The sequence below is a fragment of the Planctomycetia bacterium genome, from assembly GCA_015075745.1.
Taxonomy (GTDB): Bacteria; Planctomycetota; Phycisphaerae; order UBA1845; family UTPLA1; genus UTPLA1.
Genome location: JABTTW010000001.1, coordinates 2,661,606 through 2,681,103, shown reverse-complemented (window position 1 = coordinate 2,681,103; position 19,498 = coordinate 2,661,606). Strand labels below are relative to the sequence as shown.

The 19,498-nt window shown below is 61.8% G+C and carries 17 protein-coding genes, 1 tRNA gene and 1 pseudogene; 9 read left to right on the top strand and 10 right to left on the bottom strand.

Going from position 1 to position 19,498, the window contains the following annotated elements; all coding sequences use genetic code 11:
• The first annotated feature begins 60 nt into the window (after positions 1-60).
• The 6 genes from HS101_10605 (at position 61) to pheT (ending at position 4,968) form a co-directional block, all read left to right on the top strand.
• Positions 61-309: a hypothetical protein gene (locus HS101_10605; protein ID MBE7506720.1), complete on the top strand. Its 249-nt coding sequence runs from the start codon at positions 61-63 to the stop codon at positions 307-309.
• An 86-nt stretch (positions 310-395) separates the two neighbouring features.
• Positions 396-1,451, top strand: coding sequence for a phenylalanine--tRNA ligase subunit alpha (gene pheS, locus HS101_10600; protein MBE7506719.1), 1,056 nt, complete (start codon positions 396-398; stop codon positions 1,449-1,451).
• Between the two features lie 22 nt (positions 1,452-1,473).
• Positions 1,474-1,737, top strand: a complete 264-nt coding sequence (locus HS101_10595; GenBank protein MBE7506718.1) for a hypothetical protein — start codon at positions 1,474-1,476, stop codon at positions 1,735-1,737.
• A 2-nt stretch (positions 1,738-1,739) separates the two neighbouring features.
• On the top strand, positions 1,740-1,970 hold the full coding sequence (locus HS101_10590; GenBank protein ID MBE7506717.1) for a type II toxin-antitoxin system HicA family toxin: 231 nt from the start codon (positions 1,740-1,742) through the stop codon (positions 1,968-1,970).
• 278 nt (positions 1,971-2,248) lie between these two features.
• Positions 2,249-2,518, top strand: a complete 270-nt coding sequence (locus HS101_10585; GenBank protein ID MBE7506716.1) for a DUF2283 domain-containing protein — start codon at positions 2,249-2,251, stop codon at positions 2,516-2,518.
• Between the two features lie 56 nt (positions 2,519-2,574).
• Positions 2,575-4,968, top strand: coding sequence for a phenylalanine--tRNA ligase subunit beta (gene pheT, locus HS101_10580; protein ID MBE7506715.1), 2,394 nt, complete (start codon positions 2,575-2,577; stop codon positions 4,966-4,968).
• Positions 4,969-5,048: 80 nt separating this feature from the next.
• Here the strand turns inward: pheT and HS101_10575 are convergent, their stop codons facing one another.
• Positions 5,049-5,936: a hypothetical protein gene (locus HS101_10575; GenBank protein MBE7506714.1), complete on the bottom strand. Its 888-nt coding sequence runs from the start codon at positions 5,934-5,936 to the stop codon at positions 5,049-5,051.
• Between the two features lie 173 nt (positions 5,937-6,109).
• Here HS101_10575 and HS101_10570 point away from each other — a divergent pair.
• Both HS101_10570 and HS101_10565 read left to right on the top strand, forming a co-directional pair.
• Positions 6,110-7,191: pseudogene (locus HS101_10570) on the top strand (IS3 family transposase).
• A 467-nt stretch (positions 7,192-7,658) separates the two neighbouring features.
• Positions 7,659-7,940, top strand: a complete 282-nt coding sequence (locus HS101_10565) for a hypothetical protein (protein ID MBE7506713.1) — start codon at positions 7,659-7,661, stop codon at positions 7,938-7,940.
• A 209-nt stretch (positions 7,941-8,149) separates the two neighbouring features.
• Here the strand turns inward: HS101_10565 and HS101_10560 are convergent, their stop codons facing one another.
• The 4 genes from HS101_10560 to HS101_10545 form a co-directional block, all read right to left on the bottom strand.
• On the bottom strand, positions 8,150-8,770 hold the full coding sequence (locus tag HS101_10560; protein ID MBE7506712.1) for a PEP-CTERM sorting domain-containing protein: 621 nt from the start codon (positions 8,768-8,770) through the stop codon (positions 8,150-8,152).
• A 371-nt stretch (positions 8,771-9,141) separates the two neighbouring features.
• Complete coding sequence (gene aroB / locus HS101_10555) at positions 9,142-10,251, bottom strand: 3-dehydroquinate synthase (protein MBE7506711.1); 1,110 nt, start codon at positions 10,249-10,251, stop codon at positions 9,142-9,144.
• Positions 10,252-10,307: 56 nt separating this feature from the next.
• Positions 10,308-13,103, bottom strand: coding sequence for a serine/threonine protein kinase (locus HS101_10550; GenBank protein MBE7506710.1), 2,796 nt, complete (start codon positions 13,101-13,103; stop codon positions 10,308-10,310).
• A 73-nt stretch (positions 13,104-13,176) separates the two neighbouring features.
• Entirely contained in the window at positions 13,177-13,815 is a 639-nt protein-coding gene (locus HS101_10545; protein MBE7506709.1) for a sigma-70 family RNA polymerase sigma factor, read from the bottom strand.
• A 305-nt stretch (positions 13,816-14,120) separates the two neighbouring features.
• Between HS101_10545 and HS101_10540 the strand changes: the two genes are divergently transcribed.
• Positions 14,121-14,205, top strand: a tRNA-Ser gene (locus tag HS101_10540).
• 246 nt (positions 14,206-14,451) lie between these two features.
• Here HS101_10540 and HS101_10535 read toward each other — a convergent pair.
• The 5 genes from HS101_10535 to HS101_10515 all read right to left on the bottom strand — a co-directional run bounded on the left by HS101_10535 (position 14,452) and on the right by HS101_10515 (position 19,380).
• Positions 14,452-14,769, bottom strand: a complete 318-nt coding sequence (locus tag HS101_10535) for an HPF/RaiA family ribosome-associated protein (GenBank protein ID MBE7506708.1) — start codon at positions 14,767-14,769, stop codon at positions 14,452-14,454.
• Positions 14,770-14,804: 35 nt separating this feature from the next.
• Positions 14,805-15,320, bottom strand: coding sequence for a hypothetical protein (locus HS101_10530; GenBank protein MBE7506707.1), 516 nt, complete (start codon positions 15,318-15,320; stop codon positions 14,805-14,807).
• Positions 15,321-16,125: 805 nt separating this feature from the next.
• Positions 16,126-17,109, bottom strand: a complete 984-nt coding sequence (locus HS101_10525; protein ID MBE7506706.1) for a glycosidase — start codon at positions 17,107-17,109, stop codon at positions 16,126-16,128.
• Complete coding sequence (locus tag HS101_10520; GenBank protein MBE7506705.1) at positions 17,084-18,055, bottom strand: hypothetical protein; 972 nt, start codon at positions 18,053-18,055, stop codon at positions 17,084-17,086. Before HS101_10520 ends, HS101_10525 begins: the two co-directional genes overlap by 26 nt.
• Before the next feature lie 176 nt (positions 18,056-18,231).
• Positions 18,232-19,380 carry a glycosyltransferase gene (locus HS101_10515; protein MBE7506704.1) on the bottom strand — a complete coding sequence of 383 codons (1,149 nt, stop codon included), beginning with the start codon at positions 19,378-19,380 and terminating at the stop codon, positions 18,232-18,234.
• Positions 19,381-19,498: the final 118 nt, after the last annotated feature.

Below are 19,498 nucleotides of genomic sequence, written 5' to 3'. Positions count from 1 at the left end.
TAAATATATGCCGCAAGTCGAGTTATTGATGCAATACCGCCGCGGACCTATGATGTTGCTATGACAATCGCCTCGATTCGTGAGCTTGTCGAGAAGGAGCCGTTTCACCCGTTTCGCATTCGGGCAAGCAGCGGTGCTGCATACGATGTTCGCAATCCCAGCCTTGTCGTTGTGATGAAGTCGCAAATCCTCGTTGCCGAGCCGAGGTCTGACAAGTACACATTGATCCCGTTCCTTCACGTTGCCGGCATCGAAGTGATCGGAAACGGACACGCCCACCAGCCGGATCGACGCAAGCGCCGCGGCTGATCCACCGACCGCCTTTTCATCACCTTGCCCGCATCGCTCCCGTCCCGTATCAATACCGCTCTGAATCGTACTTTTCAGGACCCTTTATGGACCTCGCCGCGCTCGAAAAACTTCTCGCCCAGGTCAGGACCGACGCCGCTGCTGCTGTTGCCGAGGCCAAGTCCGCCGACGCCCTTCGCGGCGCGGAGTCCAAGCTGACCAAGGGCCCGCTCGCCGAGGCCCTCGGCACCATCAAGTCCTTCCCGCCGGACCAGCGCGGGCTCGCCGGGCAGGCGATCAATCAGGCCAAGAACGCGGTCAAGGAGCTGTTCGCCGCGGCGCTCGATGGCGTGCGGAAGGGCGAGGTCGCCGGGGCGAAGAAGCAGTCCGCCGATTTCGACCCGACGCTTCCGCCGCCCGCCGCCCAGCGCGGCAGCCTTCACCCCGTCACCGCCGTGCAGCGCGAGGTGGAGCGCATCTTCACCAGCCTGGGCTTCGCCGTGGTCGGCGGTCCGGAGATGGAGACGGAGTTCTACAACTTCGAAGCGCTGAACATCCCCGCCGATCACCCGGCCCGCGACACGCAGGACACCTTCTGGCTCACCAACGGCTGGCTGCTTCGCACGCATACCAGCCCGTGTCAGGTTCGGGCGATGCAGCGCTTCGGCCCACCGCTACGGGTCATCGCACCCGGGCGGTGCTTTCGCTATGAGGCGATCGACGCCTCGCACGAGAATACGTTTTATCAGCTTGAGGGCCTGCTGATCGACAAGGATATTTCCATCGCCCATCTCATCGCGTTCATGAAGCTGCTTTTGCGCGAGGTGTTTCAGCGGGATGTGGAAGTCCGCCTGCGGCCGGGGTTTTTCCCGTTCGTCGAGCCGGGCTTCGAGCTGGACATGAGCTGCGCGATCTGCGGCGGCAGCGGATGCGCCACCTGCAAGCGAAGCGGGTGGGTGGAGATTCTGCCCTGCGGCATGGTGCATCCGAACGTGCTGCGGCACGGCAACATCGACCCGCACGAGTACACGGGGTTTGCCTTCGGGCTGGGCCTGACGCGGCTGGCGATGATGAAGTACGGGGTGGGAGATATTCGGATTCTCAACAGCGGCGACATTCGCGGCATGGTCAACCCGCAGAGATTGAGCGGAAACCCCGTATAATACCTTGAGAGGGAGGTGCGCCATGAATCTTGACTGCACAATCAACATCTGGAAGGAAGGCTCGCAGTACATCGCGCACGCGCTCCCGCTGGACGTGATGAGCAGCGGCCCTTCGCCGCAGGCGGCGCGGGAGGCCGTCGATGAGGCGGTGCGGTGCTTTCTCAAGACTGCAACCGATGCGGGGACTTTGGAAACGATTCTTGAGGAATGCGGGTACACGCGACAGGGCAGCACTTGGATCGCACCCGTCTGGGTGGGAGTTGAACGACATGCAGTGGCGGTCTAAATATGCCGCGAATGACTCCCTTGAATTGGCGTACATTGGAAAAGGTCTTTCTGGCCGCGGGATTCACATTTGCAAGACAGGAAGGCAGCCACCGGAGCTATACCAAACCGGGCGTGCTGCGGCCTATCGTGATTCCAACATACGACGAAGTTTCCGTTTCGATCATCCGCAATAATCTGAGGACCGCCGGGATTGATCGGGATGAGTATTTCAGGCTCCTGGAACGGGCCTAAAAGAGCCAGTGCAACGTATGCGGAAAAAGAAGATTGACTGCATTGCGATGCAGCGGCGTGGCGCTACCGAAGTCTATTCGTTGGTCAAGAGCATGACCCGCGATGAGGAATTATCCTTTTGGTAGTCGCAGGAGAGGGCTGACGGCGCGAAAGCTACCGCGCGACGAACTCGCAGGGACCGGGCTGCTCGACGTAGGAAGTGATGCTTCGCCCCGGTACTCCATTTAGTTTTTTCAATGCGACTGCGTGCGCGATTGAGAATGCCGGCGGATAGAACCATGAAGCACAGGTACCTGGAAGGCACATTTCGACGAGGACGGCCGCTTGCCGCGTACTTGTACCTTGATCGCAAGCCTGGGGACACTTCGGCAAGAACTGAGAAGCGCGACAAAGGGCTGGTCGTCGATTTCACCGGCGATGGTCGGGCCATTGGAGTTGAGATCACGTCACCGATGCAGGCAAGCCTGGAAGACATCAATCAAGTACTAAACAGCCTTCACGAGAAACCACTTACGGCGGAAGATGTTCGCCCCCTCGCGGCCGCCTGATCCTAGCGCCCCCATTTGAATCGACTTTCCCGCCCACTTCCGCATAATACGCACCCATGCTGATCTCTCTCAACTGGCTCAAAGACTTCGTCGCCGTTCCGTCCGGCACTGACCCGCGGGAATTGGCCCTTCGTTTCACCATCACCGCCGCCGAGGTGGACGGCATTGAGCATCACGAGGCGAACTTCTCTGGCCTCGTCGCGGCGCGGATCGACGGCGTCGAGCGCGTGCCCGGCGAGGTGAAGCTGCAGAAGGTGACGCTCATCGCCGACAAGCAGTACGCCACCCTCTCCGCCGCGCCCGACCTTGTGGCCGGTTCGCTGGTCATTTACGGCCCACCGGGGGCGAAGGTCGCGGGCCACACCTTTGGCACCACCGACCCCGCCGGCCGACCGTCCGAAGGCATGATCGTCGCCGGTCAGGCCCTGGGCCTCGTGCAGGTCGGGGCGAATGCCATCGTCCTGCCGCCGGGCACGAAGCCGGGCTCGTCGATCGACCCCGCCTTGTTCGACGACTGGATCATCGAGATTGATAACAAGTCCATCACGCATCGGCCGGACTGCTGGGGCCATTACGGCATCGCCCGCGAAGTCGCCGCGATGCTCGACCTGCCGCTGAAAAAATATGACGTGACCGATCTCGGCGAACTGCCGACCGACAGCCTGCCGGAGATTCCCATCGAGATCGACGACCCGGCGAAGTGCCCGCGGTACACCGGCCTGCTCATGCGCGGCCTCGCGGCGCAGCCATCGCCGCTGTGGATGCAGGCCCGGCTGGCACTTTGCGGGCAGCGGCCGATCGATCTGCTGGTCGATCTGACCAACTACATCATGATGGAGCTCGGCCAGCCGATGCACGCCTTTGACGGGGCGCGGCTGACGAACATTCAGGTCGCCACGGCCTCGCCGAAGGAAAAGTTCACCACGCTCGACGGCGTATCGCGCACCATGCCGGACGGTGCGCTGATGATCCAGTGTGACCGCAAGAGCGTCGCCATCGCCGGCATCATGGGCGGGGCCGAGACGGAAGTCGGCGCGAAGACGCAGACCGTGCTGCTGGAGTCGGCGAACTTCGACGCCGCGACAATCCGCCGCGCCGCCACGGCCATGGGCCATCGCACCGAGGCCAGCGCCCGATTTGAGAAGTCGCTCGACCCGGCGAACACCGTGCTGGGAATCGCGAGGTTTCACCGGCTCGCCTCGGCCGAGTTGCCGGGCCTGGAAGTCGCCAGCGCGCTGTCAGACTGCTACCCCGCGCCGAAGAAGGCGCCGACGATCGAGCTGGACTGCGCCTTCGCCGCGCGCTTCATCGGCAAGCCGGTAACGCCCGACGAGATCTGCAAGATTCTGACGAAGCTGGAGTTCACCTGCCGGCGCAACGGCGCGAAGCTGCTCGTCACGCCGCCGTCCTATCGGGCGACAAAAGACATCGCCATCGAGGCGGACCTCATCGAGGAGGTCGCGCGCTTCGTGGGCTACAACAACATCGACCCGGTCCTGCCGACCGTGGCGGCGCGCTATTACGAGCCGTCCGCCGATCTCGCGCTGGAGCAGCGCACGCTCGACTACTTCTGCGTCGGCGGCGATTTCGTCGAGGTGCACGATTACATCTGGTACGACGACGACTGGGTCAAGGCGCTCGGCTTCGAGCCCGGCGAGTGCATCACCCTGCGAAACCCCGCCGCGGACAATTGCTCGCGCCTGCGGCAGTCGCTTGCTCCGGGCCTGCTGGCCATGGCCGACCGCAACCGCCATCACTACGAGCGGTTTAACCTGATCGAGATCGGCAGCGCCTTCTTCCCCGGCATCAAGGAAGTGGAGAAGTCGCAGCGGCGGCACATGGCCCTGCTCGTGGCGCAGTCAGGCGCGAAGGCGGACGGCACGGTCTGGGATCGACTGCGCGGTGCGCTGGCCGGCTGGGCCATGCAGGTGTTCGAAGGCTCCATCGATTTCGCCGAGGCAACCAGCGCGAAGCCCTGGGAGGACGAGATGCGCATCGCCGAGGTGCGCACCGGCGATCGGACGATAGGCCGGGCGACGATCCTGCCGCTGGCGTGCAAGCAGAAGATCGACGAGCGGCTCAAGGCCGTCTCGATGGCGCTTTGCGAGATCGATCTGTCGGCGGTCGTCGATCTGCTCGGTCGGCATGAGAAGCTGCCCGCGCTGCCGAAGTTCCCGCGCGTCCGGCTGGACTTCTCAACCCTCTGCGACGCGGGCCGACGCTACGAAGCGGTGAGGCAGGAACTGGCGAAGTATTCGCACGCCCAGCTTCGACGCGTCGAGTTTGTCGATGCCTACCAGGGCGGGTCCATTCCGCAGGGCAAGCGCAGCCTCACCTTCCGCGCCGAGATCGGCAAGGACGACGGCACGCTCAGCGAAGAAGACATCCGCACGTTTCAGGACAGCTTCAAAAAGCACCTTAGCGCGATCGGACTGGAGCTTCGCGGATAAATCGCTCGCAATTGCGCAACCGTAGCGTCCGGCGCCCCTGCCGGACGTGGATGACGCAGTACGCCGAATTCAGAAAATGATTATTTCGTCGGCTCCGGAAGAGGCTTGCCGCGAAGGTCGGGATTGAGAATCACCCAGCCCCAGTCGGTGGGCTTGTTGCTGGCGGTCTGCTTCTCGCGGCGTTTGGTGTCGCCCCCGTCGTCCTTGAGGTCCTCGCCGATGGACCAGAGACTGATCCCCTCGGGCGTGACGGCGTAGCGAATCGGCGCATCGTCGAACGGATCGACCGGGACGGCCTTGAGGTAATGCGGAACGAGGTCGGTCAGCGATTCCGGCCACTCGCCGTTGGCCAGCCGATACCGCTCGCAGGCCAGGGCGGCGATCATCGCCCGCTTGGAGCCGACCCCGCGTAGCCACAATTCGACCGAGCGCGACAGTGACGGCAACATGATCCGGGAATAGACGTGGTACGCCGGCGCAGACATCGCTTTGGATTCGGCCTGCTTGGCTCGCTTGAGTGACTGTGGTCCAGGCTCCTGCGTGGCTTCGACGAGTTCCGCGTACATGCCCAGCCCGTACACCACGTCCAGGCTCGGCAGCGCGGGAAGGTACCCCCAAATGTTAATTGACGAGCCGGTCCCCGGACCGCCCGCTATCAAGCCCGATAGAGCGGCAAAGCCGCCTCCCGTTCCCGACCGCGCCCATTGATAGGTATCAAGGAACATGACGCGCTCCGACATCATCGACCCTTGAAAGTCGGGACCATTTTGCGTTCGCTCAAGCTGGCCCTGGATGGTCGCCAAGTGGGTGGCATCCAGTCCGACGCGGTTGATGACGCGCTCGATCCATGACAAGTGATGCGCCTCAATGCTTACGTCAACAAGCATGGCGATCAGCCACTGATACCCGCCGTCAAACAGTCTTGCCAATCGATAAATGCCATCCAGATCCCTCGCGCATGCAGTCATGTCGCCTGTCTCGGCATTCAGTGCGCATGATGCCGCAAGAAATCGAGCAGCTTGCCGATATTTCGACAATTCAGGCAGCAGTGTGTTAATGGCAGGCGTGATGACCTGCTCCCCGAGACTTGATCCAGTTCTTATGAGAGTCTTAACTGCCCGGATGGGCAAGGAGATTCTTGATGAAGCGAAGACGACATGGCCCGGAGCAGATCATCGCCAAGCTGCGTGAGGCGGACGCGATGCTGACGGCCGGGGCGAGCATCGGTCAGGTGTGCCAGCGGCTGGAAGTCAGCGAGCCGACCCTTCACCGCTGGCGGAACCAGTACGGCGGGATGAAGGCCGAGGCGGCCAAGCAGCTCAAGGAGCTGGAGATCGAGAACCGCCGGCTAAAGAAGGCGGTGGCCGACCTGATTCTGGACAAGCAGATCCTGGAGGAAGTGCTGAAGGGAAAATAGCGAGCCCGGCGCGCCGCAGGGAGGCGGTGCAGGAGGCGCAGACGGCATGCGAGGTGTCGGAGCGTCGGGCGTGTGAGGTGGTTGGTCAGCCGCGAAGCACTCAGCGGTACGAGCCGCTCGTGGTGGAGGATGAGCCGATGCTGGTGCGCGCGATGCATGAGCAGGTACGACACCATCCCCGGTATGGCTACCGTCGGGTCTGGGCGCTCTTGCGGGGTGAGGGCTGGAAGGTGAACCGCAAGCGAGTTTATCGCTTGTGGCGGAAGGAAGGGTTTCGAGTGCCTCGAAGGCAGCACAAGAAGCGCAGATTGGGCCATAGCGACGGGGGGATTCTGCGTCATCGCCCGGAACACCCCAACCACGTCTGGGCCTGGGATTTCATCCATGACCGGGATGAGGGCCATCGGTCGCTGAAGTGGTTGACGCTGGTCGACGAGTACACCCGGGAGTGCCTGGCGTTGGAAGTCGAGCGCGGCATGACCGCCTCGGTGATCATCGACATCGTCGCCCAGGTGATCCTCATTCGCGGGGCGCCGCGGTTCCTCCGCAGTGACAACGGTCCGGAGTTCATCGCCCAGGCGCTGCGAAGCTACTTGGAGGCGGCGCAGATTGGCACGCTCTACATCGAGCCGGGCAGCCCCTGGGAGAACGGCTACTCCGAGAGCTTCAATGGCAAGCTGCGCGATGAACTGCTCAATGCCGAGTCCTTCGCCGATCTGCGCGAGGCCAAGGTCCTGGCGGCCACCTGGCAAAATGATTACAACCACCATCGGCCGCATTCGTCGCTGGGCTATCAGACGCCGGCGGCGTATGCGGCCCAGTGTAGATCGGAAGCCTTGGGGGCCCTGCCCCCAAACCCCCGCCAAGGGCTCTGCCCCTGGACCCCGGCTTCTTCCCCTCCTGCCGGTTCGCTATCAGCGCCTGCGCAGGATCGAAAAGTGGACTCGACTCTCATAGCAACTGGTACATAAATTGGGGGCAGGTCAGTGATGACCGTGACCTGGTATCGCCCGCCAGGCTCGGCCAGGATTGCTTCGATCTCCTCAACGGCCGTGGCAAGCGTCGTGTTTCTGGATTCGTCCTCGGATGGCGAGTCGGTGGGGTCCGCGAGCGGATAGACATCGTTAATCCGCGAATCGAAGTACCACCGAAGTGCCTCAACTTGTTCGGCAGGAAGCGGAACGCCCGTGAACTCCGGCTTCGCGCTCCCGATTTCCGGTAGGCGTTTGTCGGCGTCCTCAGAAACTTTGCAGGTCCTTTGCAGGAATTGGGCATGGTAAAGCACAGTGAACGCGGGGTTCTTCTCGTCCGGCAGATTGATCTTCGCCTCGTTGACATCCTGCACGCTGATCGGCTCGCCGCGCGCCTTGATCGCGTCCAGCTCGTGTTGAAGCCGATTGCCCGCCGCGCGGTCAAACAGGAGCGTGCCCATCAGCAGGAGCAGAAAGAGGCAGAAAACCGCCGTCAGCTTCGGATGCCGGCGCACCCATCCTCCAAGCCCCTCACCCCGCTCTCCCCTGGCGTCATCCATCATGAATACTCAGTCCTCGCATGACAATTCGGCGGGCTGCCTGCCTCCCGCGCGTACCCTCCCTTGAATACGAAATCCCGGGCCCCAGGTCACAACTTAATCTTGCGACATCGGCGACTGGGCGTCCCGGAAGCGCGTAAAAAACCACCGGGCACTCGCGTCCTTTGCGAGTGCCCGATGGAAAGGTGTGCGTCCGAACAGTAGGCAGGTAACAGGAGAAGGTGATATCAGGGTCAGGCGGCCAGTTCGCGTCTGCGGCGGAAGACCAGTGGCAGGCCGGCGAGGATGGCGATCAGCGTTCCCGGCTCCGGCACGATGAGGTGCTGGCTTCGCGGATTCGAGCCGCTCTTGATGATGTAGGCGTCGGTGTTGTAGTTGCTCAGGTTGGCAGGGATGACGCTCAGGTAGCTCTGGGCCAGGGCAGCGATCGAGCCGGTCGTGGTGAGCTTGAAATTGCCGCTGCCCAGGTTGATCGAGCTATAGTCCTCGACGACTTCCCAGATGGCGACCTGAAGGGCGGCGGCCTTGAGATTACTGTCCACGGCGGCGGCGAAGGTGTCGAAGAGGAACGCGGCGGCCTTGCCACCGTTGATGAAATCGACATTGACAAACGTTGCCTGCCACTCGCTCTTGATGGTGTGACGAAGATCGACGCAGTAGGCGATCTCGTCCTTGCCGTCGAAGTCGATAAGCAATTGTCCCGCTTTGACGCTCTTGGGATCGCCGTCAAGCTTGTAGTTGATGGACGACTTGAATCCCATGCCGTTGTAGTCGATGAGCGTGGCGTTGGCGGTCGAAGCGCTGAAGCCGCAGGCGATGACGGCCAGTGAGAGCTGATGGATTCGATTCTTCATGTGTCTTGCCCCTTTCAATTCTTCGGGCGTTATTGCCCTTTGCTGCGGTCGTTTGACTTCGCCGGGTCGGGCTGCCTATGAACACTTGAGGGCAGCGTGGGTCAGTCTTGCTGGTGTATGTGGCAACTGCCGGGCCGACGGCGCCCTTCGGCTCCCCCCGATTTGTTGTGTTCAATAAGAAGCGTCACCGCGTCGCTAGGACGCGGCTGATGTGAAGCTGTTGCGCGCGCGCTGAATCTGCGGCCTGTGCGGGCGCGCCGCCTTCCGCTGCGCAAAAGTGCGTCCGCAAACTGGGGTGCCTGGGCCGCTCGACAGGATTTCGAATTGCTTGTTGAAACGAGGGCGGGATTATCGGCAGCCGCCGCGATGTGCTACGGCATCGACACGCCTGCGAGCGCGCGGCGGAGATCGTCTTCGATCACGCCTTCCAGCCACGCTACCTGTCCGATATGGCGCGGCACGACAAACCGGACCATTTGCCCGCGCTTCTTCTTATCCGTCCCCAATCGTGAAATGATGTCATCTGCGTCGATCGGCGCCGTGCTCCTCGTCGGCAGGCCGGTCGCTCCCATCAGCGCGATGGCCCGATCACGATCGGCCGCGACAAGCCCGCAGCGCCGGACGGCCAGGTCCATCTCCGCGATCATCCCCAGCGCCACCGCCTCGCCGTGACGCAGGGCATATGCTGCCTGGGCCTCGATGGCATGGCCGATGGTATGGCCGAAGTTCAGCGCCGCGCGTCCCACGCCGTCGGTCGCAGACTCGCGCTCGTCCTGCTCAACCACGCGGGCCTTGATCTCGCAATTGCGCCGAACCAACTCAATGATCGCGGCCGGCTCGCGGGCGAGCACTTGCTTCCCGTTCGTCTCGTGCCATGCGAAGAACGCCGGATCGCAGATGATCGCGTGCTTGACCGACTCGGCGAGGCCTGCAATGAAGTCGCGGTCGGACAGCGTCCCCAGGCATGTCACGTCGATGCACACCACCGACGGCTGATGAAAGGCGCCGATCAGGTTCTTGCCCGCCGAATGGTTGATCGCCGTCTTGCCGCCGATGGATGCGTCGATCTGCGCCTCCAGCGTCGTCGGGCACTGCACGAAGGGCATACCGCGATTCCAAAGCGCCGCGGCGAGACCGGCAAGGTCGCCGATGACCCCGCCGCCCAGCGCGATGACCACCTCGTCGCGCGAATGGCCGCGCGCCGCTAACTCGTCAAAGACGCGAGCGAGCTGGGTCAGTGACTTCGAGGCTTCCCCGGCTGGAATTGTGACGGCGTGCGTATCGATGCCTGAGCGCCCCAGCCCTGAAGCGGCGCGCTTGAGGTAAAGCGGCCCGACATGACTATCGGTGACAATGGTGGCTCGTTTCGATTCGATGCGTGCGGCGACTTGCTCGCCGAGGCGATCCAACTCGCCCTCGCCGATCAGGATGTCATAGGCGCGGCCCGGCAGATCAACTCGAACCTGTGCGGCGGTGGACATGCGGAGATGATAAGCGCGACGGGTGCAACTTTGAACCGGCGGCCGGCAGGGTCGGGCTAGGGCTCATCGAGCTTGGCCAACTGGTCGCGCCACGGCTGTGCCAGACTCAGCTTGTCGGCGGCGGCGACGCCCCAGGATTCGTAAAGCCGGATGACGCGCTCGATTGCCTCCTTCTTGCGAATCGGCGGCGCGACTTCATTTTTCTGAAGATCATCACACGCAGAAACCAACAGTGGCTCGGCCTCATCAAACTTCTTCTGGGCGGCGAGGGCTTCACCGAGAAGGCTGCGCGCGGAGTAAATGGTCCATGTCCCCGGCGGAAGCACCTTCTCGCGAACTTTCACGCACTGTCGCAGCAGGCCCTCCGCCTCAGCCGGCCGCTCGGTACGGATCAAACACATGGCCACGCGGACTTGATCGTTGCAGACCTTGGCGCTTTCCAGGCCGAAGATTTTTGTATCGACCTCAAGCATCTCGCGTGTCGCTTTCTCGAAGGCCTCGTCGTCGTGCATCGCCTCATAGACATCCGCCAGATTCCACAGGACGCCGGAAACATAGGGATGGACCGGGCCAAACCCCTTGCGAATCAATTCCAGGGCGTCGCTGAACATCTTGATCGCCCCGGGGTAGTCGTGGTTGTTGAAGAGGGCGTACGCCAGGTTGTTCATGCTGACGGCGGTCTCCGTGTGCTCGGGGCCCAAGAGCTTGCGGCGCATCTCCAGGCTCTGCGTCAGCAACTCCGCTGCCTCGTCGTGGCGACCCAGCCCGTCCAGCATCACGCCCAGATCGTTGATGTTCGTCGCCACCGCGGGATGCTCCGCTCCAAACACGCGCCGGCGCAGGGCCAATGCATCGCGCAGCATCGCCTCGGCGCTTTTGGCATCGCCCTTGGATTGAAGCACATTGGCGAGGCTGTTCAGGCTGTTGGCAACTTCCGGGCTGTCCTCGCCGAGCACCCTGCGGCGCGTTTCGAGCACTTCGCGCATCATCTTTTCGGCTTCGTCGAAATCTCCGCGGCCGGAAACGAGGATCGCCAGATTGTTCAACGTGACGCAGTACTCAGCGCTATCCGGCCCCGGCGTTACCCGCGTGATCTCAAGGGTCTCACGATAGAGCTTCTCCGCCCCCTCCCGGTCGCCGAGGGTCTTCCGGATGATCGCCAGTTCGTTCAGACAGAATCCGACTTCGGTGCTTCGGTCGCCGTGAAGCCGTCGTCCGATCTCAATCGCCTCGCCGAAAACCTTTTCCGCCTCCTCGATTTTGCCCATCGTGGACAAAGTCTCGCCGAGCCTGCGAAGCAGTTCGGCCAGCATGTCTTCATCGACGATCGCCGCCGTGCCCTCGCCGTCCGGCCGCGCCATCTCCAAAGCGCGGCGATGCTGGGCCAGCGACTCCTCATAAAGTCCGAGTCCGAAATAGGTCTTGCCGATGGCGTTGCGCGCCGCGATCTCGACTTCCGGCTGTGACTTCAGCGAGCCTTCGTCGATCTTCTTCGCCGACACATCGAGCGCCTCTTTCACGGTGAGATCGGGGTTGCGCGCCACCGTCGGGTCGGCCGCCGTCAGCATCTCTTCCAGAAATCCGCTGACCGCCTGCGCCTTGGCCGCCTCCGCGTCCGCCCGATGCCGCGCCGACGCCTCCATGTCGCCGACCTTGATCGCTCGATCGCGTTCCTGCGTCGCCTGTCGCCAGAGGGCCAGCGAAACGACGCCCGAACCGACGAGCAGCAGGACAAACGCCCCGGCGACGACGGCCGGCGTGCGATGTCGCGCCGCCAACTTGGTCAGCAGGTACCACGTGCTGTCACGCCGGGCCTCGATCGGTTCGCCGCCGAGATAATGCCGAACATCACGGGCCAGCTCCGCCGCTGTCTGATAGCGCCGTGCCCGATCCTTCTGAAGGCACTTCAGCGCGATCGTGTCGAGATCCGCGTCAACTCGTTCGCCGGGCGCTGTCACCTGGAAAGTAGATTTCGCCACACGCGACGGAGCGTCCGGCACGACGGACAGAATGTTCTCCATCACATCCTTGGGACGGCCCACGACGCGATAGGGAAATGTCTCGGTCAGTAGATGAAACAGAATGACGCCGAGTGAATAGACATCGGTGCGCGTGTCGATCTGATCCGGCTCACCGCCCACCTGTTCCGGTGACGCCCACGGAAGAGAGCCGATGAACTGCCCGGTCATCGTCTGCGCGGGTGTCACCGTGAAGTCATCCAGCGACGTCAATTTGGCCAGGCCGAAGTCGAGGACGCGCGGTTGCCCCGTCTCATCGACGAGCAGATTGCCCGGCTTAAGGTCGCGGTGGATGATGCCTTTGACGTGCGCGGCGCTGACCGTCTCGCATATGAGCGCGAACAACTCCAGCCGCTTACGGAGGCTGGGTTGCTCCTCACGGACATACCGGTCAAGCGACCGGCCGTCCACGTAATCCATGACGAAGTAGTAGCACCCCGCCTCCTCGCCGCGATCCAGGATCCCCACGACGCGATCGTGCTGGAGCTTTGCCAGGATCGCCGCCTCGCGCTCGAATCGAAGTCGATCGCTCTCCCCGGCAAAGGGCCCCTCGCGCATGACCTTGATGGCCACGGTTCGGCCCGTCGATTTCTGCACCCCGCGATAAACGACGCCCTGTCCGCCGCGATGAAGCTCGACCAGTCCCGAATAGCCCGGCAATTCGGGCGCAGCCGAGATTCGCCGTCCGCCCGTCGTCGACGCGGTGCCGCCCGGTGCGCCGATGGCCGCGCGATCGCCCGACGACCCGCCGACCCCCTTGGCCGCCGCGAATTGCTCGCGCGCAGCGCTGATCCACGCCTGGTGACGTCCTGATGATCCAGTTTGCTCGCTCACGCTTGGTGACCTTACGGGCGACCGAATCCCGGTCCGCCCTCCTGATTCTCATGCGACAAACCGGCGGCCCGATTCACGCGTTCGATCCGAACCACGCCGAGGCGGTGCCAAGAAGCTCGCACAGTCGTTCGTGGGCCCGCGCCCGAAGCATGTGAATCGCTCCCGCTGACCTGCCCATCTGTCTGCAAATCTCGCCGATCGGGCGTCCTTCAAGGTCGTAGAGCCGCACCGTCCTGGCATAATCGGGGGGGAGTTGATCGATGGATTCTTCGAGAAGCCGCTTGGTGTCCGCCTTTCCGACGACGCGGCTGGGCGTCGTGGAAGTCGCCGCCAGGGCCTCGTAGAGCTGGACGAAGGACTCCGCGCCCACCGCCGCCTCGACGCGCATGTGAGGCTGCGGTTGCTTTTGACGTTCGAGGGCCCGAATGGCGTCGCGCAGGTTGTTCTCCGCGATGCGCTTGAGCCATGCCGGGAAGCTTGCATGCTGATCCGGCCGGAACCGGCCGATCTGCATGAAGGCCTCCAGGTAGGTCACCTGCATGACATCGCCCGGCTCGAGAACCGTGCGCCATTTGCGCGAGATTTGAAGCCGGCCCTCGATCTCCGGCCCGTAGCGACCAAGCATGGTAGAGAGGGCATCGGCGTCCCCGTCGACCGCGCGGGACACCAAGGTCTTCAGTGAAGACTCGTCATCTTGTGGAAGCGAATTCACGAGCCGACCCTCTCTACGGGGTGATTCTACCCGCCCCATTGGAAATGTGCCCGCGATTTACCTGACAATCGCGGCGAGCCGTGTCGCGGCGGACCGGCGGAAAAGGCCACGAGAGACCCATGTCATAGGGCTTCCCGCCGGGCATTTGGCTTGGCTACGGCTATCATTTTGGGAGGGCGGCACTCGGGAAATGGACGAAACGGGCCCCGCGCTTTCCAACCGAATCTTGAGGTGTACAATCCCGATGACCATCGGGCGGCGCGATTTCGATTCAGGCCCACCGGCGCGCCCGCCGACGGTCCGCTGGAGAGGTGACCGAGTGGCCGAAGGTGGCGGTCTTGAAAACCGCTGTACCGCAAGGTACCGGGGGTTCGAATCCCTCCCTCTCCGATGATTCTCAAAGCAAGTCGCAAGCTTGCCTAAAGAAGGAGCTTGCCGCGTTGTCACGGTTATTGACTGCGAAACCGGCCTCAACATCAAACGCGAGGTTGACTGTCGATTCCGATTTTGACTGTTCAACACGCCTGCGTCTCGATTGGGCGTGTCCCGTGTTCTCCGGCATCGCTTACTGGCTGTCGTCGTCGTGCAGTTTGTCACTTAATTCGAGCAATTCAGATGGCCGCCGCACGTCAAATCTCAACGATCGTCAAGCCTTCCCAGCGTGGCTTCGATTAGTCTCAACATTTTTCCAGCGGCGCCATTCATCGCCAATTCGTGCGAATCGGCGTGGTTGGTCGCGCTTAACGGCTGCAGGCCGGACATGCGCACCTCGATCTGACATCGCTTATCGTCGCCGCCCGACTTGGCCGCGCTGTTTACGTCGGTCAGGTGGACTTCGACCCGGGTGATTCTGTCCGCAAAGCGATCGAACTCATCGTGGATCAACTTTTCAACATAATCGGTCAGGCCGGCGGAGTCGGGGGTCTGTCTACCCGTATTGACTTGTATCATCATGACGTGTGTTCCTCAATAATCGAAGTGCCTAGCTTTTAATCGTTCTTCGCATCGCGACGGGCTTGGGCGCGCTTGCCCCGGGCGGACACGTGTCCAAGCACGCGGTTCTTAAGACCGGAGCGCTTGACCCGAGAGAGCTTGGCGGCGGCCTTGGCTTTGCGTTGTCGCGCGCGATCTGCTGCGGAGACGGATTGTGGATTGGGAGAAGATGATGCAGGCTTTCGTTTTTTCTTTTTCACGGACTTCCTGGCGGCCGCCGCTTTCGAAGGTGGTCGTACGCTTTGCGGCGGCGTCTGTCCGCCTTCGTTTTCCCATTCCTTGAGTGCCTCCGCCGATGAGGTTTTCTTTTTCTTTTTCTTTGGCTTGTTCGGTTCATTGGGCGTGCCCGGCGTCTCCTTCCTCGCCTTCGCCAGCGCCCGTCCGAGTCGACCCGTGCCCGGCCGCGACAAGCCGGACGCTCGATGTTTGGGAGCAACGCCACCGTCGCCCGACGCATCTCCGGTTCCGAGCAGTCCTCGCTTCCGACGTATTTGTTTGATTGAGTGGCCCATGTACGCCTCCTGCATCTTCTTGGATAGATCCGCCGCGCTTGATGCGCTCCAGCCGATCTGATCAGACTGTTACTTCCGGCATGCGATTCTCAGCCTGTGGCGCAGCGTCAACCGGCTTTCCGCCGGAGAACGCCATTTCTTCGAGGAGGCTTTTCAAGACAAGATTGTCCGTCACTCCTCGGAGGCGCAAAGGCCATCGCGAGCGATCGCGGCAAAGGCTCACTGCCGCCGGCGTCCGGCTGACTTCTTCAAACTCGCGCTCGGCTTCCGCGTAATTGTAGGGGTTTTGGAGACATCAATCTAGATGACCCAGCTATCCAAACAATCGCGGATCAGTCCGGCGGATCAATGTACGCGGGCGTCCCTATTCCACCTGCTTGCGCCGCATCAAGGTCGCGCCAATCACTCAGCCGCATGGGAACGAACGATCTGGGAAATTGAAGCGCGATTGTTCGCTTGAGTGCTTACATGAACGCGACTGCCCATAAACTGTCCTCAAAACGCATCAAGAAATGGCAAAAGCTGTAAGGGGACAATACATCAGCGAGTCGCGCGAAGTCGCAGTCGCTCTCGATGTTGGGCGTTAAACGGCGGCTTCGGCACAGGCTGCAAAAGCGAAGGAGATCGAATTCCTTCCCCTTCTCCGATCCGCGGCGATCCTCCGCGCGGCCTCGGTTATTGCACTCGTTTCAGTTGTCCCTCATCGACGCCTCGTCTATGGTGAAACCACCGCTGCCTTTTTCCATCAGGCAATCGGCTCGAATCGCCCCGGATTCTCGAAACGGTGGAACGCGGTCGAATCAAATCACCGCGTCATATTCACCGGCCCAGGACATTTCTTCAGGTAATTCAAGAGTTCTGATACCTGAGCCGTCGCCAGTGCCAGACACGAGTCAGCTCCACCATAGTAGATCCGAATGACGCCAGTTGCCTTGTCCAGAATCCAACCACAGGGAAACACCACGTAGCCTACATCCCCGTGGCACTCATAGGGCATCTCCGGTGCGAAGATCCACTCATCGCTACGGCGAATTACGCGGCGCGGATCTTCGAGGTCCAGCAGGGCCAGGCCAAGTCGATAAATGGAACCGCTTGCCGTATGCCGAACGCCGTGATAGAGGATCAGCCATCCTTCTGGAGTTTCGAGCGGGGGAGGAGAGAGCCCGATCTTGTTCGCGTCCCACCAGGCGCCCTGTCTCGCGTGTAGCAAAACCTGGTGGTCTCCCCAGTGGATCAGATCCGGCGAGAACGAGATCCATATGTGGGCGCCGGAGCTTCCCGAGGAAACCGGCCGGTGAATCATTGCATACCTGCCTCCGAAACGACGAGGGAACACCGCGGCATCCTTGTCCTCAGGCGGCATGACGGGGCCCAAACGGGAGAATGACGTGAAATCTTTGGTTCGGGCCAACGCGACCAGCGGGCCGCTCGGAGAGTACGCGGTATAGGCAATGATCCACTCCTGGCGTTCTTCCATCCAGGTGAGGCGAGGGTCCTCCACACCCCACTCCTCTTCGGAATGAAGTTCTAAATCCGGGGCAAAGCTCGGACTGGTGTCAATCTGCCAGTTGGACACTCCGTCGTTGCTGCGCGCGACGGTCAGGTGTGAATGACCGCGGCGATCCTCGACCCGTGCGAGCAGGATCGTCTCGTCGCCGATCTGGCATGCGCCGGCATTGAATACCGAGTGCGCCGGGTAAGGCCAGTCGGCGGCAGTGAGAATGGGATTTGCGCTATGACGCGTAAAAAGTACCGTGTGCAAGCTAGGGCGATTTGACGCTCGATGCATTTGTGACTTCCTTCTCTATGGGATTCTTATGCGTGTTCGGCATGTGTTGTCCCGGGCTGCCCGTGGCCTGACCGTTCCGTGGCGCCATGAGCTGGAGTTCGCCATGACTTACCTCTGTGAGCAGGTACGCAAGGGTCGACTCCGCTCCCTGGTTTCGATTCATGCCGGAGGAATGCAGGCCATCGCGGCACGCGCCCGATCGGGCATCGACGAGCGGCAGTCCCAGACTATTGCGGCCATGAAACCAATCGCGCGCCCGATGAAAGGATGCCAGGTATTTGTCCTCGCCGACGAGGCCGAATGCGGCAAGCGCGGCGTCGGCCATGGTGACGGCTTCAATGGGCTGTTGATCGTAGACTGCCTTCGTCTCCCCGTGAGGGTACCAGCCGTTGTTCCCGATGGGCTGGAAGAAGTTCTTCGACGTTGTTTCGTAATCGAGAAAGGTATATGACGCCTTCGCAACATCGAGGAATGGTTCGTCCGGCCAGTGCCGCGCGGCGACGAACAGCGCATGCGGCAATACTGCATTGGCATAGGTCATGTGCGACTCAAACCAGGACCATCCGGGACGAAAAGATCGGTGATAGCAATCCAGCAATCGCCGGACCGCTGAGTGGGCCACGCGCTCCAGTTTTTCGAGGCCATCCAGATTCGCATCGCGAAGACGGCCCCAGGCAAGAATCACATACGCCTCCGCCCGAATGCTACGTAGTTCTGACAGTGTGGGAAGAGCTCCTTCGATGAGCTCAAGAGCAAGAATACGAAAGTCCTCCGGCAGACTGCTGGCGAGCACCTCGGCCAATGCCCGAACTACCTGGCCCTGGCAGTCTCCCTCGCTATCCGTGTCCAGCCAATGGCGCTGGTAGCTCATCAAGTTGTGAAACCCTCCACCGGGGCGACGCGCGTACTCCAACAGGCTCAAATACACCGTCACTCGGCTCAACATGCGGTCGTCCGGATGTTGACACCACAACCGTGTACAAAGTCGCAGCGCACGGGCGTTGTCGTCGACCGTATATCCACTCTCGCGCCTCGGAACGCAGTAAATGGCGTGTTGGATAAGCCCGGTGGAATCCGTCATCCGGTCCAGGTGATCAAGCGAGACTGTGTTCGGGAATTCCATTACATTCCTAAGTTGAGAGCCGCAGCCGAAGGACTCTTTTGATGCAGAGTTGCCGACGTCGCCGATTGGCTTCGAGCGGTTCTGGCTGAGCTTGACGCTACAATCTCGCAAAAGAGTTTTAAATACGCGCGGCCCACGCTTGGCCAGCGCATTGGCTTGGCGTATTCATAGGCTTTCCGGCGCATTTCTTTTCGTAACGCCTCGTCACCCAGGAGTCGCAGCGCCGCATCGGCGAGAGCGGCGTGATCCGCGGGTGGCACAAGCATACCCCGTCCATCGGCTAACACCTCCTCGGCATATAGGTAGGGCGTGCTCACGATGGCGCGTCCCGCGGCCATTGCATACGCCAGGGTGCCGCTGGCGATCTGGTCCTTGCCAGCATAGGGAGTGACATAAACGTCGCACGCCTGCAAATATTCCAGGAGATCGGGCAGGCTTAGAAACTCATTCACAAAATGCACGTGAGCGCCGACGCCCAACGCATCCGCCATGCGAGCAAGATATTCGCGATAGACCTCGCCCTCTTGTCGTTTGACCTGGGGGTGAGTGACGCCGATGATTTGATAGATTGCATCCGGGAAAGCAGCCACGATCCGCGGCATGGCCTTGATCATGTGTTCCAGCCCCTTGCCCCGGCTGATCAAACCAAAGGTGCAGATGAGCTTCTTGCCGGGCAGGCCCAGCCGGACCTTATGCTCCCGGTCGTGGTCCAATGAGACCAGGGGAACGCCATGTGGAATGACTCGCACGCGCGCAGACGGTACGCCGTAAACGCTGACCAATAGCTTCGCGGCGATCTTCGTCATCACGACGATTCCCCGGCTGTTTGCCGCCAGGTTTCGGATGATACGCCGGGGAAGCGGCTTCGGCTCGGTCATCAGCGTGTGGAATGTCGTGACAACGGGCTTGCGGCAGGCGAGCACGAAGTCCAGTATGTCCGCTCCCCAGTCACCGCTGTAGAGCCCGAATTCGTGTTGCAGGCTGACGACATCAAACGGTCCAGCGTTAACCGCCTCCGCGGCCATGCGGTAGGCATGGGGGCGGCTGTTGTCGATGACATCCACGACGCGCGGACTTGCGTAGTCGAGTGCGCATGTTTTCTGGATCGCGGCGACCGATGACACCGGTCCCAGCGCCACCAGATCCACCGCGTCGGCGGAGTCCTTCGTAAAGGTGGCGAGTCCGCATTCTTCCGGCGGATAAGTGGACACAAAAAGAGGCCGAACGTGGCGGGTTCGTGATTTGTCAAGCATGCTCAGCACCGCT

What these genes read in the sequence shown, in the direction of transcription:
- HS101_10605 (MBE7506720.1), top strand. Translation starts at nt 61, where the DNA reads ATGACAATCGCCTCGATTCGTGAGCTTGTCGAGAAGGAGCCGTTTCAC.
- pheS (MBE7506719.1), top strand. Translation starts at nt 396, where the DNA reads ATGGACCTCGCCGCGCTCGAAAAACTTCTCGCCCAGGTCAGGACCGAC.
- HS101_10595 (MBE7506718.1), top strand. Translation starts at nt 1,474, where the DNA reads ATGAATCTTGACTGCACAATCAACATCTGGAAGGAAGGCTCGCAGTAC.
- HS101_10590 (MBE7506717.1), top strand. Translation starts at nt 1,740, where the DNA reads ATGCCGCGAATGACTCCCTTGAATTGGCGTACATTGGAAAAGGTCTTT.
- HS101_10585 (MBE7506716.1), top strand. Translation starts at nt 2,249, where the DNA reads ATGAAGCACAGGTACCTGGAAGGCACATTTCGACGAGGACGGCCGCTT.
- pheT (MBE7506715.1), top strand. Translation starts at nt 2,575, where the DNA reads ATGCTGATCTCTCTCAACTGGCTCAAAGACTTCGTCGCCGTTCCGTCC.
- HS101_10575 (MBE7506714.1), bottom strand. Translation starts at nt 5,936, where the DNA reads ATGACTGCATGCGCGAGGGATCTGGATGGCATTTATCGATTGGCAAGA.
- HS101_10565 (MBE7506713.1), top strand. Translation starts at nt 7,659, where the DNA reads ATGGTAAAGCACAGTGAACGCGGGGTTCTTCTCGTCCGGCAGATTGAT.
- HS101_10560 (MBE7506712.1), bottom strand. Translation starts at nt 8,770, where the DNA reads ATGAAGAATCGAATCCATCAGCTCTCACTGGCCGTCATCGCCTGCGGC.
- aroB (MBE7506711.1), bottom strand. Translation starts at nt 10,251, where the DNA reads ATGTCCACCGCCGCACAGGTTCGAGTTGATCTGCCGGGCCGCGCCTAT.
- HS101_10535 (MBE7506708.1), bottom strand. Translation starts at nt 14,769, where the DNA reads ATGATGATACAAGTCAATACGGGTAGACAGACCCCCGACTCCGCCGGC.
- HS101_10530 (MBE7506707.1), bottom strand. Translation starts at nt 15,320, where the DNA reads ATGGGCCACTCAATCAAACAAATACGTCGGAAGCGAGGACTGCTCGGA.
- HS101_10525 (MBE7506706.1), bottom strand. Translation starts at nt 17,109, where the DNA reads ATGCATCGAGCGTCAAATCGCCCTAGCTTGCACACGGTACTTTTTACG.
- HS101_10520 (MBE7506705.1), bottom strand. Translation starts at nt 18,055, where the DNA reads ATGTTGAGCCGAGTGACGGTGTATTTGAGCCTGTTGGAGTACGCGCGT.